Here is a 13,579-nt window from a genome sequence, read left to right as displayed (position 1 = left end):
TCTTCATCATCATGCCGATAACTCTATCAGAGTTGCTTGCCGATGCCCTGCCGTTGGTAGTCTTGGTCAACCGTCAGCTCAGACAGGTAACATCAACCCCGCTGGTGTTTCTCACCAATCAGCTCAATCTGATAACCATCCGGGTCTTCGAGGAAGGCGATGATGGTCGTGCCCGCATTCATCGGCCCGGCTTCGCGGATGATTTTGCCGCCCGCTGCCCGCATTTTCTCACAAGCGGCGTACACATCCGGCACTTCCAGCGCGATATGCCCGAACGCCGTCCCCAATTCGTACTGGTCTACGCCCCAGTTGTAGGTCAGTTCCAGTACGGTCTGGTCGGTTTCGTCGCCATAACCGATGAAGGCAAGGGTGAATTCGCCCGCCGGGTAATCCTTGCGGCGCAGCAGTTGCATACCGAGGACATTGGTGTAAAACGCAATCGAGCGTTCCAGATCGCCGACGCGCAGCATGGTGTGAAGGATTCGCATGGTGAAACTCCTGAAAATACGATTCGCCCATTCTGCCCCGATTGGGTCATGGCAGCAAATCTACTGTGCCTGTGTCGGGGTTTGAGCAGGCAAACTCACAGCAATTTCAGCGCCAACGCTCTAGCTTTGCGTTGCACCGATTCCGGCAGCTTGAGGTGTGGTTCTTGGCTGACCAGCCCGGTAAACAGCTTGCCGACGGGGGCAGCGCCAATGACTTGTGCGGTCTGTTTCAGTTGCGGCAACGTGCCGAACACCCAACGGCCCAGCAAACCGGGCGCGGCAGAGGATGCCACCAGCACTGCCTTTTTCCTAGGTAACTCGGCTTTGCGGTTTTTGGGCGCGGGCGCACCCCAAGGTCAGTAGGCATACATCACCAGCCGTTCCACGAAACGCTTGAACAGTGCGGTCACACCACCGAAATTGGTCGGGGAAGCGAGGATGTAGGCATCGGCAGCTTCGATCTTGTCCACCAGCGCCTGCATCCCGTCATGCTGGATGCACTTGCCCGGTGCTGTTCCCGGCTGTTGGGTACATTCGCGGCAGTTCAGGCAGAACTCAAGCGGGTAATCACGCAAGGTGATGGTTTCGCAGTGGGCGTCGTGGGCGTGCAGGGTGTCCGCCATCAGTGCGAGCGTCTGGTCGGTCACTCCATTGGGGCGGTAGGAACCGTTGATGATGAGGATTTGTCGGGGCATGGCACATCCCTCCTGTGTTGATGCTGCCAGTGTAGACCAGTACCGATGACGGTGGGTTGACAAAAGGCAAGCACGAGGTTATCTCGATGCGAATGATCGTGATAAGCTGTTAACCACCAAAACGTTTTCAGGAGAAAATTGTGATGAATGCTATCAAACTTGTATCCGCAACCGTGTTAGCGTCTGCCTTATGTGCCTGTAACGAAACCAAACCCAATCCCGTTGCACCAGTAGTGGGCGGAGACCGGGATGCCCATGGGTGCATTGGTTCCGCCGGATATTCGTGGTGTCAGGCGACTAACCAATGTGAACGACCTTGGGAATTGGCGAAGAAACATCAGTTTGAGTTGACGCCAGAAGCGTTCGATAAGTTTTGCCAAAACAAAAAATAACCACAATGCCCCAACCCGCGTCATGATTTGGCGGATAACGGCGACGGCAATCCGAAAATTCAGCTTTCAGTATTGTAGATAAAAGATAGTATAATGGCTCTTAGATACAATTTAGCCTTTTTAAGGATAATATATTGCCTATTACTTTCCAAACGCCTGATGCACTGCTGAAAACCATTGCCGCCCAAGCCAAAGCGCAACGGTTGGCAGCCAACTTCACGCGGCGCACCTTGGCAGAAAAATCCGGCGTTGCCGAAGCCAGCATCAAACGCTTTGAAACTACCGGGCAAATCGGTTTTCACAACCTGCTGAAACTCGCGTTCGCCCTGAATTGCATGGATAATTTCAACCGCCTGTTTGCGGAAAAGCCGCCGCAAACCATTGCTGATCTGCAAACCACCACGCGCCAACGGGGGAGTTTATGAAACACATTTCACGTTTGCGGGTACATATCGCCGGTACGACTGTGGGTGAGTTGGGAACGGATGCGCGGGGGCGGATTTATTTCCAGTATGACCGCGCTTGGCTGAAGACGGGGTTTGATCTGTCACCCGGCACGCTGCCGTTTCAGGCAGAATCGCAGCTTTCCCCAGAGCCACAGGAATTTGGCGGCTTGCACGGGGTTTTTTACGACTCCTTGCCGGATGGCTGGGGTTTGTTGCTAATGGATCGGGCATTCCGTCAGCAAACGGGCTGGCAAGCGCATGAAATCACTCCGCTGGATCGGCTGGCCTACATCGGTTCACGCGCAATGGGCACACTGGAATACGAGCCGGAAATTCCCACCGAAGCCCTGACGGAAACGGTGGATATTGCACAACTGGCACACTCTGCCGAACAGTTGTTGCAAGGCGAAACGCCGCAAGTGTTGCAGCAATTGCAGGTGCAGGGTGGTTCTCCCGGTGGCGCACGCCCGAAAGTGACCGTCGCCTTGTCCGATCTGGCGGATGAATGCCTGTCCGGTTTCCGCGCTGTGCCGCAGGGTTATGCACACTGGATGGTGAAGTTTCGGGCGCGGGAAGATTCTCCCGATATGGGGCGCATCGAACTGGCTTACGCGAAAATGGCACAACAGGCAGGGCTGGCAATGCCGGAATGCCGTTTACTACGGGTCGGTCAGGATGCGCTTGCGGATGAGTTTTTTGCGGTGCGCCGTTTTGACCGCGACGGCAATACGCGGCATCACGTCCTCAGTTTGTCGGGCTATATTTACGCTAGCCATCGGCTGCCTTGTATTGGCTACGAAACCGTCATCAATGCCACCCACAACATTACCCGCAGTGTGGCGGAAGCCGAAAAAGCTTTTCGCCTGATGCTGTTCAACGTCCTCACCCACAACAAGGATGATCATGCCAAAAACTTTGCTTTCATCCGCCATGCCCCCGGTTGGGAATTGTCACCGGCATTCGACCTGACCTTCAGCAGCGGCATCAACAACCAACATACCACCGACATTGCAGGCAGCGGCAATCCACGCCTGAAAGATATTCAACGTGTTGCGGAAAGTTGCGGGATCAAACGCTGGCGGGAAGTGCTGGAACAAGTGCGCTCAGCTACCCGGCAATGGCAGGTGATTGCGGCGACGGAAGGCGTGTTAGGCGCAGAAAGTCAAAAGATTGGGGATGCGCTGGCGGAGATTGATGAGCGGTTGGGATAATGACGAACGTCAAATAGATGATTACGCTATTTCTATACCTCACAAAATAAGCTATAAATGAGTTATAGAATAACGGCGAATGACTCATGACATGGAACTGGCAACAACCCGACTGGCCTAATTTCAGCTTCGACCCACTGAAGCTGATGCCCTTGGAAACCGCTTTTGCGCACGAATCCGGCTTGCTGCTGGGCGCATTCACGCACCTGACGGAAGATGACCGCACCCAACTAAAAGTGGAAATGGTCAGCAACGAAGCCATGCAAACCTCGGCGATTGAAGGCGAATACCTCAACCGTGACAGTGTGCAGTCGTCGATTCGGCGGCAATTCGGCTTGCAAACGGATCGGCGGCAAGTGACACCTGCGGAATACGGCATCGCGGAAATGATGGTGAATTTATACACTCACTTTCAGCAACCGCTCAGTCATCAAACCCTGTTCGATTGGCATTCGATGTTGTTGAACGGGCGGCGGGATTTGCAAATGATTGGCGCGTACCGCACGCATTCTGAAGCCATGCAGGTCGTTTCTGGGCGGCTGGATGATCCCAAGGTGCATTTTGAAGCCCCGCCTTCCGCACAGATGGAAGCAGAAATGGCTGCCTTTGTGGACTGGTTCAACCGTACCGAAACCAACGCACCGGACGCATTGCCGCCCCTGATCCGCGCAGGCATTGCCCACCTGTATTTCGTCAGTATCCACCCGTTTGAAGACGGCAATGGGCGTATTGCCCGCGCCTTGGCAGAAAAAGCCCTCGCGCAAGGCTTGGGGCAACCCACGCTGATTGCGCTTGCCCACACCATCGAACAGCACAAAAAAGCCTATTACACCGAACTGGAATGGGCGAACAAAGATAATGACATTCAACGTTGGCTGGCGTATTTCGCCGAAACCGTGCTGGCGGCAGTGCGCCATTCGCGCCAGCAAGTCGAATTCCTGATCGGCAAAACCCGTTTGTATGACCAAGTACGCGGCAAACTGAATCCACGTCAGGAAAAGGTCGTGGCACGGCTATTTGCCGAAGGCATCGGCGGGTTCAACGGCGGCATGAGCGCCAAGAATTACCTCAGCCTGACCAATGCTTCACGCGCAACCGCTACCCGCGACTTGCAAGAACTGGTGGAATTAGGCGTGCTGCACAAAACCGGGGAACTGCGCTATGCGCGTTATTGCATCAATTTGCCCGTGTGCATCAACACCTGCGCTGCCGTCAAAATTTGCCCATAGTCGGTGTCATGCATATCGGTAAATTTGTGCAAATTACTGTCGGTAACGCTGGTCGGCGACCAAGGCGGTGGCTCTGCCAGCCAACCGTTGGCATCGCGCATGTGCCGCCGGTCGCTCAACAGCTTTTCGGCATATTCCGCGCTAGGCATGACCCGAAACAGCGGTACAAACCTCGGTTTTAACACGGATTCATCCACAAACGCTTGGTGAAAATAATCCGCGACCGGCGTGCAAAACGGTAAGGTGGTATCGAAATCGAGGATGTAACGCACACCCAGCGCGGCGTGCCACAGCAACACAACGTGGTAATCCCACAGCAGCGGTTCAGTCGGCACACTCGCCTCGCGCTGACAGAGAATGGGGAAAAACCTGCCTTTTGACGCGATTACCATTACGTCACTGTGCTGGAATTCTGGCTGCTGACACAGATGCCAGATGTTTTCTTCGCAGTAGCGAGACTGGTAGCGGTAGCGTTCCCGTTCGGGCAGTTTCATGGCGTTTGTTTCAAGCGTTCCAGCACTTTTGTCGCATACGAGAGGTAAAACTCGCCTTGCGCATCGGTTTCATGGTCAAGGGTGATGGGGAGTTTCGCACCCAAACTTTCCGCCGTATTGAGCCGGTTCGGGAAGGCTGATTTATTGCGTGCCAACCAGATAAATTCGCGGTGGGCAGGCTCGGTGAATACCATCACCAATAACGCGGCATGGTCGGTTTGCATCACCGCACACAAGGCGTTTTCAAAATCCTTCATGCGGGTGAGTTCCGCCGCGCTGGGCAAACCTTCCGCGTCGAGTTCGGTAAACTCCCACAAAACGCTGAAGCGTTCCGGGTAATGCCGAAACGGGAAATTCTCCCCCACATCCAGCATCCGTAACAGGTGCAAACCGTCATCGGCGGCGGCTTGCTGGACAACTGTCCACACGGGTTCGGCGGGGTTGCTGGCATTGTCTGTCATAATCTTCACTTGGGCTTGCGGTAAAGGCATGATATTAAGCTAAACTCGCAAACAAGCGCACCACTTTGGTCGCTGCTAACGGTGGTAAAGGAGGCTGATGATGGAAATAGATGCACTCATTCAACAAGTTCTTGAAAAGTTCGCTAAACGTAGTCAGGAACTGACACAGGGCGACCCCGACAACTACCCCTTTGGAACCAATATAGAACAACGTCTCACCCCAGCGATGAATCAATACCGTGACCTCATGCAACGTCATGCGGCAGATTTGTTGCCGCGCCTGAAAGCGTTGACATGGGTGTTTCGCATGTACATTAACGAGGATTACCGCGTCACGTATGCGTTTGATATAAAAAGCCTTGGCACTATCCTGAACAAAGATGAGTTGGAAGCAGACACCTTCGACCCCACCAAAGTCCGCGTGAGTACCTACAACGCATACGATTGGAAGTGCAATAAACTGGTTGCGGATGCCTATGCCGTCGGCGCTGGTGTTGGCTTAAGCATAGCCAAGAATTTGGGCGGGACAAAAATCAAAGGTAATGGCTATCCGGCAGCGCATGAATGTCATGGCAATACTTGTTATTTATGGGCACCGCAGGCCAATGAACTGGCAAAGTCAGACCGTAATCTCAGAAGCTTCACCAATGCCAGAGTGCCGCGTGCACGCTCTGATGCCGCAGCGCAACCGGAAGTGGGTGATATTATGGCTTTCCCTACCGAGGGCGGGCTGGGGCACTCATCGCTTTACCTTGGAAAAAAGCTGATCATCAGTGCAAAAACGGATGGGATTGAGATTGAAACCGAAGAATTTGAAACCGAGATGCACGACGGCAAAGCCAGACTGCGTAAGTTTACCGGTTCCGGCAAATAGCATTGCAAGAGAAAATTTTAGGTTTGAAAACGCAATGTTTCAGTCGACTAGGTGGTGAATGTTAGTTATCTATTGAGCTTATCGCCACCAAGTAAATTCATCTTTCCATAACAACTTATTCAGGTTACATTCAGTTTCAAGAGCAAGAACAGCAAAATGATAAAAATAAATGGATGCGGATTAGCCCACCCGCGATAGATGCTGTTTCGGTTAATAAAAGGTGAACACTTTCGACCACTATTGCCCCCGTATCACCTAATGAAGGCTTGCCGAGAGGATAATTTGGCAAGCACCGCTCGAAGCCGCTGGTCTGGAGAAGATGGATAGGCATGTGATAGTGGTTACTATTGCGTTGTCTCTGTCACGATCATCGTTCATTGGCGGGTTTCCAAGGATGGAGACCCGCTTTTCGCTTGCATTGCCCATTAGAATCTCATCTAACTGTAACTAAAGTGTTCTACAACTGCTTAATTTTCAGGTAGTATCTGCCCTGCTATTCATCGTAATGGCTCTTGTAGGACAAATCTTGTCCCTTCTTGAATTTGTCCTTTGGCGACCAAGGCGGTGCCTTGGTTGTTTCTTTTAGATGTGGGCTAATGGGTTAGGAAGTCGTTTATTCGATGGCGATCACAAATGTTTCTACTTGCTCGCGTTGTTTATCAGCAGCACGGCGTGTTCGGGTTAGTTGGTGGCGGCGTTTGTTTGCCGGGGGTAAGACTTATTACCGCTGCTATAACTGCGAGAATCGTTTTTGGACAAGGGGTTAGCCGTAATTTTTCGGAAAGCGTGAATGTGGGCAGGAAATGAATGACGTTGAATGATGAGCAATTGCTGCAAATGTCCCAGGAAATCGCTGACCTGTTGGTGAAGCATTTACCGTCACGTGACGACCTTGTGTTAAGTGGCGACACGGTGCGCTGGAAAAGCCAGACGTGTGTGCAAATATTCGGGCATTGTGTCAAGCACAAGGCAATATTCTCCCTGAAAACGGTTTTTCGCCGCCCACCACCCAGTCACTTGAACGTGAAGTGTATTACCCCCACCGATTCTTAGTTGCTTTGCTGGATTGGCAATGCAGTGAATTGATTGTTTCATGATCATTTAATGCACTATGTTTGTGTAAGGTATGTTACACTTTGCCCCGCTTGTTTACAGTGCCATGCACCTAATGCGGCGATTCAGAAAAAAACCAAATTGGATGCCCAGCCTTCTTTCAATGAAGGCGTGAACTGTATCGCTTGCCACACCATTCAAGGCTTCAAAGGCATTGAGGGGGAAGAGGGTAAATTGCGTTTAGGCACAGCGGCTTACGACATTTCCAAAACGAGTTTGCAAGCGCCCTCTGGTAAGCATTACACCACTACGCCGGGGGTTGAAGGGCATGAAGAAGCCAGTAATTCATCAGTAACGTGCCAAGCTTGCCACATGCCAGTGGTGAATGGGCGGATAAGCCATAACATGATGGGTGGGCATGACGCTGCTACGGTCAAACGTGGTGTGGTCATGACTCTCAAAGTCGATAAAGCCGACGCTAAACTCAAAGCCAAAATCGACTTGAAAAACCAGTTACCACACAATTTCCCGACGGGCGCACCGTTCCGCAATGTGTATCTGCAACTCACGGCGCACGATGCTAAGGGCGTGGAAGTGTGGAAAAACTACACCACTCACCCGCTGAAAGACGATAAGCAAGGCATATGTTCCGCACTAACACCGAAAGCCATGATGGAGGCTTGATAGGTCGCTGCATCCGCTGTTGCGGGCATTAGCATTTGCTAATGTTTGAGTAAAGTCAATGTGTTGGTTATTTGAACACCACGGTTTTGTTGCCATCCATAAACACGCGCCGCTCAATGTGTAACCGCACGGCTTTGGCGAGGGCACTGTTTTCGAGGTCGCGTCCTAAAGCAGCGAGGGCTTCGGGTTGATAAGTGTGGTCAACGCGCTCTACCGATTGCTCAATGATCGGGCCTTCATCCAAATCGGAGGTAACGTAATGCGCGGTAGCCCCAATCAGTTTTACCCCACGGTCGTAGGCTTGGTGGTAAGGGCGTGCGCCTTTGAATCCGGGCAGGAATGAATGGTGAATATTGATGCACATGCCCGCTAATTTCCGGCAAGTGTCGTCCGAAAGGATTTGCATGTAACGCGCCAGCACTACCAATTCGGCTTGGGTGTCGGCGACAATTTCCAACATTCGCGCTTCTTGTTCGGCTTTATTGGTTTTGTCGACGGGCAGGCATACAAAGCGGATGCCTTCACGTTCCACCAAAGAGCGCAACTCCATGTGATTGGAAACCACGCAGACGACGTTCATATTCAAATCGCCTTTATTCTTGCGATACAGCAAATCCACCAAACAGTGATCCGCTTTGGAAACCATTAGCACCACGCGGGTGGCGCGGGTGGCATTGGTGATACCCCATTGCATCTCGAAATTTTCGGCAATCACCGCAAATTGCTGGCGGAGTGTGTCAATCGCGGGCGATAACTGGCTATCGCGGCGGAACATAATCCGGCAGAAAAATTTCTGGGTCATCTCATCATCGTATTGCGCCATTTCGGTAATGTAGCATTGGGATTCTGCTAAAAAGCCGGTGACAGCAGCGACGATCCCGGTTTTGGCGGGGCAGGTGACGGTGAGAATGTAATTGGCTTCGGTTGTCATAACTTGTTAATTTTTTGGTAAAGCAAATCCCAAACGCCATGCCCCAGTTTTAACCCACGGTTTTCAAATTTGGTCAGTGGGCGTGTGTCTGGGCGCGGTGAATAGGGTGGTTGGGATGCAAGATTAACGAAGTCTGGGCTGGTTTGCATAACGTCAGCCATATATTCGGCGTAATTTTCCCAATCAGTGGCCATGTGGAACACCCCACCGGTTTGCAAGCGCGAGGCTAACAGGCTTACAAACGGTAATTGCACGATACGGCGTTTGTGGTGCTTTTTCTTGTGCCAAGGGTCAGGAAAAAACAATTGCACTCGATCCAGCGAATGGATGGGGATGCGTTGTTGCAGGATTTCGACCGCATCGGTATTCATCACCCGCACATTCTGCAAACCCTGATCACCGATCAGTTTGAGCAAATGCCCCACACCGGGGGTATGCACTTCAATGCCGATGAAATCACGTTCCGGCGCGGCGGCTGCCATTTGCGCGAGGGAATCACCATTGCCAAAGCCGATTTCCAGCGTTACCGGGGCAACGCGCCCGAATAGGGTGGGGAAGTCGAGCGGTGTACCACTGGGTTCGATGCCGAAAACAGGCCACAGATTGGTTAATGCTTCTTCCTGCGCTTTGGTGACGCGACCTTGCCGCAAGACGAAACTTTTAATGGCGCGATGCGGTGCTGCTGTTGTATCCATGACTCTGCCAGTGTTTAGAAGAACGTGCCGTCCAGCGGTGAGGAGGCAGAGGCGTAACGTTTACGTGGCATCCGCCCCGCAAGGAAGGCTTCACGCCCTGCTTCAATCGCTTTTTTCATCGCGGAGGCCATTAGCACGGGGTTTTTCGCGCCCGCAATCGCGGTATTCATTAACACGCCGTCACAGCCCATTTCCATCGCAATCGCGGCATCTGAAGCCGTGCCTACGCCCGCATCCACAATGATTGGAACCTTAGCGTTTTCAATGATTTCGAGAATGTTGTAAGGGTTGCGAATGCCCAAGCCTGAGCCAATTGGAGCCGCCAGCGGCATCACGGCAACACAGCCGATTTCTTCCAATTGACGCGCAATCAGTGGGTCATCGCTGGTGTACACCATGACATCAAAGCCATCTTTTACCAGAATTTCAGCAGCTTTCAGGGTTTGAATCGTGTCAGGGTAGAGGGTTTTGGCATCGCCCAGCACTTCGAGTTTGACCAGCTTGTGACCATCCAGCAATTCACGCGCTAGGCGGCAAGTGCGCACGGCATCATCCACGTTGTAACAGCCTGCGGTATTCGGCAGCAGGGTGTATTTATCCAAGGAAATCACATCCAACAAATTGGGTTCGTCTTTGTTCTGACCGATGTTGGTGCGGCGAATCGCGACGGTAATAATCTGCGCACCGCTGGCTTCGGTGGCGGCTTGGGTTTCTGCTAAGTCTTTGTATTTGCCAGTGCCAACCAACAGGCGGGATGAATATGCCTTGCCTGCAATGGTGAGGGTATCGTGTTGCATTGTAAATTCCTTGTTTTAGCCGCCACCGATAGCGTGGACGATTTCAACCGTATCATGAGGTTGCAGTACGAAGGTGTCAAATTGACTGCGTGGCACGAGCGTTTGATTGATTTCCAGCGCGAGGCGTTTGCCTTGTAGGTCTAAAATCACCAGCAATTGTGCCGCTGTGGTGTCTGCTGCGATCGTGTGCGGCGTGCCATTCACGAGTATTTCCATCACTTATAGGCTCCCTCAATGCTTTGACCTTTGGGGAATTCTTCTAGCAATAACGATTTGCCTTTCATCCCGTCAGGTTTTGGCAGGCCCATTAATTGCAATACCGTCGGTGCAAGGTTGCTTAAGCCGCCTTCGGTCGACAACCGCCAGTTGGATTTATCCATAATCAGGCAGGGTACGGGGTAAACGGTGTGCTGGGTATTCGGTTCGCCAGTCAGTGGGTCAACGTATTCGTCACAATTGCCATGATCAGCCGTCAAAATGACCGAATAATGGTGAGCGACCGCGCTGTCTAATAAGCGTCCGACTTCACGATCCAGCGCTTCCACTGCTTTAATCACCGCACCGGGGACAGCGGTGTGACCCACCATGTCACCGTTGGCGAAATTCACTACGATGAAGCAATATTTATCCTGCTCAAGTGCACTAATAATAGTGTCAGCGACTTCTTTCGCGCTCATTTCGGGTTGATCGTCGTAAGTTTCCACCTTGGGCGAGGGGATGACGATACGTTCTTCGCCCGCGTAAGTGCGTTCGCGCCCGCCGTTAAAAAAGAACGTGACGTGCGCATATTTTTCGGTTTCCGCGCAATGCAGTTGTTTCAAGCCCGCCAAGCTGATGGTTTGCGCCAAATTGGTCGCCGGGCGTTCGGGCGAAAAAATCACCGGGGCAAGCAGGCGTTTGTCGTATTCCGTCATGGTGGTGAGCGAAACCGGCTCAAAATCACCCCGGTCGAAATCGGTAAAGTCCGGGTCAGCCAAGGCTTTTGCGGTTTGGCGGGGGCGGTCATTGCGGAAGTTGAAAAACAGCACGGTGTCATTGCTTTGGATTAACTCAGCACCCGGCATAATGCGCGGTTTGATGAATTCGTCGGTTTCGCCAGCGGCATACGCATCATCGACCGCTTGCAAGGCACTGCTGGCGGGTGTGCCGATGCCGCGTACCATCGCATCCCACGCCAGTTTAGTGCGTTCCCAACGGTTATCCCGATCCATCGCGTAAAAACGCCCGGTGACAGTGGCAATTTCACCGCCTGTCATTTCCATCACCCGTTGAATTTGCTGGATAAATTGCTTGGCGATTTTCGGTGCGGTGTCACGCCCGTCGGTAATCACATGCAACACCGGTTTGACATTGTGTTCCATGCAGGCTTTCAGCAACGCGATAATGTGCGTCATGTGGCTGTGTACGCCGCCATCTGACACCAAACCGAGTAAATGCAGCGGGCGTTTGTCGGCTTTGGCACTACTTAACGCATTCAATAGGGAATGGTTTTTGTAGAAACTGCCATCCTCAATCGCGTCCTCAATGCGCACTAAATCTTGACGCAACACCGTGCCACAGCCAATGGTCATGTGCCCGACTTCAGAGTTACCCATTTGCCCATCCGGTAGCCCGACCGCTCGCCCGGAGGCTTGCAGGGTGGTATGCGGGTAGCTGCCGAAATAGCGGTCAAAATTGGGCGTGTCGGCTTCGTGTACCGCATTAAAGCGTTTGCTAGGGTTGACGCCAACGCCATCCAGAATGATCAGGATGGTTTTACGACGCGGCACATTCGGGTGTCTTGGTTTCATGGCTTCTTCTCATCTTCTTGCTTACGGAAGTTGTCTTCCATGCGTTTGAATTCTTCATCCATGCGTTCCAGTTCCGCTTCCATTTCTTCATCAGTTAGGGGGCGGAAGGTTTCATCGTCAGTGGATTGTACTGGCACGGTTTCCTCGAAAATGTACTGGTCATTTTCCCAAGCAGTTGTCGCTACTGCTGCGCCAGTTGCTGCGGCTGTTGTGGCTGGTGCAGCCGGAGGTTTGATTTCACGCTGGTATTCGAGTTTTTCGCGGGCTTCTCTTTCCGCACTCGTTTTTTCTACGTGTTGGTCAAATAGACGGCTGGCAAGCAAACCCACTTCAAACAGAAACCACATGGGAATAGCTAACATGACTTGCGATAATACATCGGGAGGCGTCAGCAACATACCAACAATGAATGCGCCAACAATGACGTAAGGACGTGATTGTTCAAGGGTTTCACGATTGGCAATGCCGGTGGTGATTAATAAGATAGTCGCTACTGGCATTTCAAAGCCAATGCCAAATGCCATGAACATCATCATGACGAAATCGAGGTATTCGGCAATATCCGGGGTCACATCCACATTGGAGGGGGCGAAGCCCGGCAAGATACTAAACATCATCGGCAGCACTAAGAAATACGCAAATGCCATGCCGACATAAAACAGTGCTACGCTGGAAAGCAGTAGCGGTGTGACAATTTTCTTTTCGTGCTGGTATAAACCGGGGGCAATAAATCCCCAAACTTGATACAGCACGTATGGCAACGCCAACACGAACGCGACCATCAAAGCGAGTTTATAGGGGATAAAGAAAGGGGAGGCGACGCCAACGGCAATCAATTTTTGCCCTTCTGGTAAATGTCGCACCAGTGGGTCAGAGAGCAGGTTATACAAATCCTGTGCGAATGGCATCAAGATCAAAAACACAATGCCAATCGCCAGCACCATGCGCAATAAGCGGTCACGCAACTCCACGAGGTGTTGCAAGAAACCGAGTTCCTCACCTTCCGGCGCGGACGTATTAGCTTTTTTCGTCATGGGTCTTGGTGGCGTCTTCGATACTGTGGCGAACGTCTTGCGTATTTTGTTGCATCAAGTTACGCAATTCGCGGATTTCCTCTTCCTGACGGCTGAGCATTCCACGCATTTCTTCAGTGCGTAATTCACGCTCAATATCAGTGCGCGTGGTAGCAATGAAGGCACGCGCTTTGCCCAGCAAGCGTCCGGCTTTACGGGCAAGTCCGGGTAGGCGCTCAGGGCCAATCACTAGCAGGGCAATGACACCCACTACCAGCATTTCGAGGAAACTGGATTCAAACATGGCTTGCGTTACCTGTTAGGTG

19 protein-coding genes are annotated in these 13,579 nt (G+C 52.2%); 7 read left to right on the top strand and 12 right to left on the bottom strand.

The features are described 5' to 3' along the window. Positions 1-92: 92 nt before the first annotated feature. From gloA to L2Y54_RS02140, 3 genes are all read right to left on the bottom strand, one after another. Entirely contained in the window at positions 93-488 is a 396-nt protein-coding gene (gloA, locus tag L2Y54_RS02150; protein ID WP_093070070.1) for a lactoylglutathione lyase, read from the bottom strand. 95 nt (positions 489-583) lie between these two features. Then, positions 584-787 (bottom strand): hypothetical protein, encoded by a 204-nt coding sequence (locus tag L2Y54_RS02145; protein WP_236499566.1) that lies wholly within the window; start codon positions 785-787, stop codon positions 584-586. A 57-nt stretch (positions 788-844) separates the two neighbouring features. After that, positions 845-1,183 carry a flavodoxin family protein gene (locus tag L2Y54_RS02140; protein WP_236499565.1) on the bottom strand — a complete coding sequence of 113 codons (339 nt, stop codon included), beginning with the start codon at positions 1,181-1,183 and terminating at the stop codon, positions 845-847. Positions 1,184-1,326: 143 nt separating this feature from the next. Between L2Y54_RS02140 and L2Y54_RS02135 the strand changes: the two genes are divergently transcribed. From L2Y54_RS02135 to L2Y54_RS02120, 4 genes are all read left to right on the top strand, one after another. Further along, entirely contained in the window at positions 1,327-1,575 is a 249-nt protein-coding gene (locus L2Y54_RS02135) for a hypothetical protein (protein WP_236499564.1), read from the top strand. Positions 1,576-1,709: 134 nt separating this feature from the next. Then, positions 1,710-2,000, top strand: coding sequence for a helix-turn-helix domain-containing protein (locus tag L2Y54_RS02130; RefSeq protein ID WP_236499563.1), 291 nt, complete (start codon positions 1,710-1,712; stop codon positions 1,998-2,000). After that, the gene (locus L2Y54_RS02125) at positions 1,997-3,232 is read left to right on the top strand and encodes a type II toxin-antitoxin system HipA family toxin (RefSeq protein WP_236499562.1); all 1,236 of its coding nucleotides are present in this window, start codon (positions 1,997-1,999) and stop codon (positions 3,230-3,232) included. Before L2Y54_RS02130 ends, L2Y54_RS02125 begins: the two co-directional genes overlap by 4 nt. Positions 3,233-3,318: 86 nt before the next feature. Beyond that, on the top strand, positions 3,319-4,461 hold the full coding sequence (locus tag L2Y54_RS02120) for a Fic family protein (RefSeq protein ID WP_236499561.1): 1,143 nt from the start codon (positions 3,319-3,321) through the stop codon (positions 4,459-4,461). On the opposite strand, the gene L2Y54_RS02115 is transcribed toward L2Y54_RS02120, so the two are convergent. Both L2Y54_RS02115 and L2Y54_RS02110 read right to left on the bottom strand, forming a co-directional pair. Then, on the bottom strand, positions 4,401-4,955 hold the full coding sequence (locus L2Y54_RS02115) for a protein N-terminal glutamine amidohydrolase (protein ID WP_236499560.1): 555 nt from the start codon (positions 4,953-4,955) through the stop codon (positions 4,401-4,403). The genes L2Y54_RS02120 and L2Y54_RS02115 overlap by 61 nt on opposite strands. Further along, positions 4,952-5,446 (bottom strand): DUF695 domain-containing protein, encoded by a 495-nt coding sequence (locus L2Y54_RS02110; protein ID WP_236499559.1) that lies wholly within the window; start codon positions 5,444-5,446, stop codon positions 4,952-4,954. Before L2Y54_RS02110 ends, L2Y54_RS02115 begins: the two co-directional genes overlap by 4 nt. Before the next feature lie 67 nt (positions 5,447-5,513). On the opposite strand from L2Y54_RS02110, the gene L2Y54_RS02105 reads away from it, so the two are divergent. The 3 genes from L2Y54_RS02105 to L2Y54_RS02095 all read left to right on the top strand — a co-directional run bounded on the left by L2Y54_RS02105 (position 5,514) and on the right by L2Y54_RS02095 (position 8,027). Then, positions 5,514-6,290: a hypothetical protein gene (locus L2Y54_RS02105; RefSeq protein ID WP_236499558.1), complete on the top strand. Its 777-nt coding sequence runs from the start codon at positions 5,514-5,516 to the stop codon at positions 6,288-6,290. 807 nt (positions 6,291-7,097) lie between these two features. Further along, positions 7,098-7,343, top strand: a complete 246-nt coding sequence (locus L2Y54_RS02100) for a hypothetical protein (RefSeq protein WP_236499557.1) — start codon at positions 7,098-7,100, stop codon at positions 7,341-7,343. A gap of 51 nt (positions 7,344-7,394) precedes the next feature. Then, positions 7,395-8,027, top strand: a complete 633-nt coding sequence (locus L2Y54_RS02095; protein WP_236499556.1) for a cytochrome c family protein — start codon at positions 7,395-7,397, stop codon at positions 8,025-8,027. A 67-nt stretch (positions 8,028-8,094) separates the two neighbouring features. On the opposite strand, the gene purU is transcribed toward L2Y54_RS02095, so the two are convergent. The 7 genes from purU to tatB are packed head-to-tail and all read right to left on the bottom strand — an operon-like array spanning position 8,095 to position 13,557. Beyond that, positions 8,095-8,958 carry a formyltetrahydrofolate deformylase gene (gene purU / locus L2Y54_RS02090; protein WP_236499555.1) on the bottom strand — a complete coding sequence of 288 codons (864 nt, stop codon included), beginning with the start codon at positions 8,956-8,958 and terminating at the stop codon, positions 8,095-8,097. Continuing rightward, the gene (gene trmB / locus L2Y54_RS02085; protein ID WP_236499554.1) at positions 8,955-9,653 is read right to left on the bottom strand and encodes a tRNA (guanosine(46)-N7)-methyltransferase TrmB; all 699 of its coding nucleotides are present in this window, start codon (positions 9,651-9,653) and stop codon (positions 8,955-8,957) included. Before trmB ends, purU begins: the two co-directional genes overlap by 4 nt. A gap of 14 nt (positions 9,654-9,667) precedes the next feature. Beyond that, positions 9,668-10,450 carry a thiazole synthase gene (locus tag L2Y54_RS02080; protein ID WP_236499553.1) on the bottom strand — a complete coding sequence of 261 codons (783 nt, stop codon included), beginning with the start codon at positions 10,448-10,450 and terminating at the stop codon, positions 9,668-9,670. Between the two features lie 15 nt (positions 10,451-10,465). After that, positions 10,466-10,666, bottom strand: coding sequence for a sulfur carrier protein ThiS (gene thiS, locus L2Y54_RS02075; protein ID WP_236501982.1), 201 nt, complete (start codon positions 10,664-10,666; stop codon positions 10,466-10,468). Then, complete coding sequence (gene gpmI, locus L2Y54_RS02070) at positions 10,666-12,240, bottom strand: 2,3-bisphosphoglycerate-independent phosphoglycerate mutase (RefSeq protein WP_236499552.1); 1,575 nt, start codon at positions 12,238-12,240, stop codon at positions 10,666-10,668. The genes thiS and gpmI overlap by 1 nt, the downstream gene beginning before the upstream one ends. Then, positions 12,237-13,274 carry a twin-arginine translocase subunit TatC gene (gene tatC / locus L2Y54_RS02065; RefSeq protein WP_236499551.1) on the bottom strand — a complete coding sequence of 346 codons (1,038 nt, stop codon included), beginning with the start codon at positions 13,272-13,274 and terminating at the stop codon, positions 12,237-12,239. The genes gpmI and tatC overlap by 4 nt, the downstream gene beginning before the upstream one ends. Beyond that, positions 13,258-13,557: a Sec-independent protein translocase protein TatB gene (tatB, locus tag L2Y54_RS02060; protein ID WP_236499550.1), complete on the bottom strand. Its 300-nt coding sequence runs from the start codon at positions 13,555-13,557 to the stop codon at positions 13,258-13,260. The genes tatC and tatB overlap by 17 nt, the downstream gene beginning before the upstream one ends. Positions 13,558-13,579: the final 22 nt, after the last annotated feature.

The sequence above is a fragment of the Thiothrix winogradskyi genome (assembly GCF_021650935.1).
Classification (GTDB): domain Bacteria; phylum Pseudomonadota; class Gammaproteobacteria; order Thiotrichales; family Thiotrichaceae; genus Thiothrix; species Thiothrix winogradskyi.
Note: the sequence above shows the minus strand (reverse complement) of the source record. Positions and strands in the feature narration are given on the sequence as shown.

Excerpts from the sequence above, each read along its gene's own strand:
- gloA (WP_093070070.1), bottom strand. The coding sequence starts at position 488 with ATGCGAATCCTTCACACCATGCTGCGCGTCGGCGATCTGGAACGCTCG.
- L2Y54_RS02140 (WP_236499565.1), bottom strand. The coding sequence starts at position 1,183 with ATGCCCCGACAAATCCTCATCATCAACGGTTCCTACCGCCCCAATGGA.
- L2Y54_RS02135 (WP_236499564.1), top strand. The coding sequence starts at position 1,327 with ATGAATGCTATCAAACTTGTATCCGCAACCGTGTTAGCGTCTGCCTTA.
- L2Y54_RS02125 (WP_236499562.1), top strand. The coding sequence starts at position 1,997 with ATGAAACACATTTCACGTTTGCGGGTACATATCGCCGGTACGACTGTG.
- L2Y54_RS02120 (WP_236499561.1), top strand. The coding sequence starts at position 3,319 with ATGACATGGAACTGGCAACAACCCGACTGGCCTAATTTCAGCTTCGAC.
- L2Y54_RS02115 (WP_236499560.1), bottom strand. The coding sequence starts at position 4,955 with ATGAAACTGCCCGAACGGGAACGCTACCGCTACCAGTCTCGCTACTGC.
- L2Y54_RS02110 (WP_236499559.1), bottom strand. The coding sequence starts at position 5,446 with ATGCCTTTACCGCAAGCCCAAGTGAAGATTATGACAGACAATGCCAGC.
- L2Y54_RS02105 (WP_236499558.1), top strand. The coding sequence starts at position 5,514 with ATGATGGAAATAGATGCACTCATTCAACAAGTTCTTGAAAAGTTCGCT.
- L2Y54_RS02100 (WP_236499557.1), top strand. The coding sequence starts at position 7,098 with ATGACGTTGAATGATGAGCAATTGCTGCAAATGTCCCAGGAAATCGCT.
- L2Y54_RS02095 (WP_236499556.1), top strand. The coding sequence starts at position 7,395 with ATGCACTATGTTTGTGTAAGGTATGTTACACTTTGCCCCGCTTGTTTA.
- purU (WP_236499555.1), bottom strand. The coding sequence starts at position 8,958 with ATGACAACCGAAGCCAATTACATTCTCACCGTCACCTGCCCCGCCAAA.
- trmB (WP_236499554.1), bottom strand. The coding sequence starts at position 9,653 with ATGGATACAACAGCAGCACCGCATCGCGCCATTAAAAGTTTCGTCTTG.
- L2Y54_RS02080 (WP_236499553.1), bottom strand. The coding sequence starts at position 10,450 with ATGCAACACGATACCCTCACCATTGCAGGCAAGGCATATTCATCCCGC.
- thiS (WP_236501982.1), bottom strand. The coding sequence starts at position 10,666 with ATGGAAATACTCGTGAATGGCACGCCGCACACGATCGCAGCAGACACC.
- gpmI (WP_236499552.1), bottom strand. The coding sequence starts at position 12,240 with ATGAAACCAAGACACCCGAATGTGCCGCGTCGTAAAACCATCCTGATC.
- tatC (WP_236499551.1), bottom strand. The coding sequence starts at position 13,274 with ATGACGAAAAAAGCTAATACGTCCGCGCCGGAAGGTGAGGAACTCGGT.
- tatB (WP_236499550.1), bottom strand. The coding sequence starts at position 13,557 with ATGTTTGAATCCAGTTTCCTCGAAATGCTGGTAGTGGGTGTCATTGCC.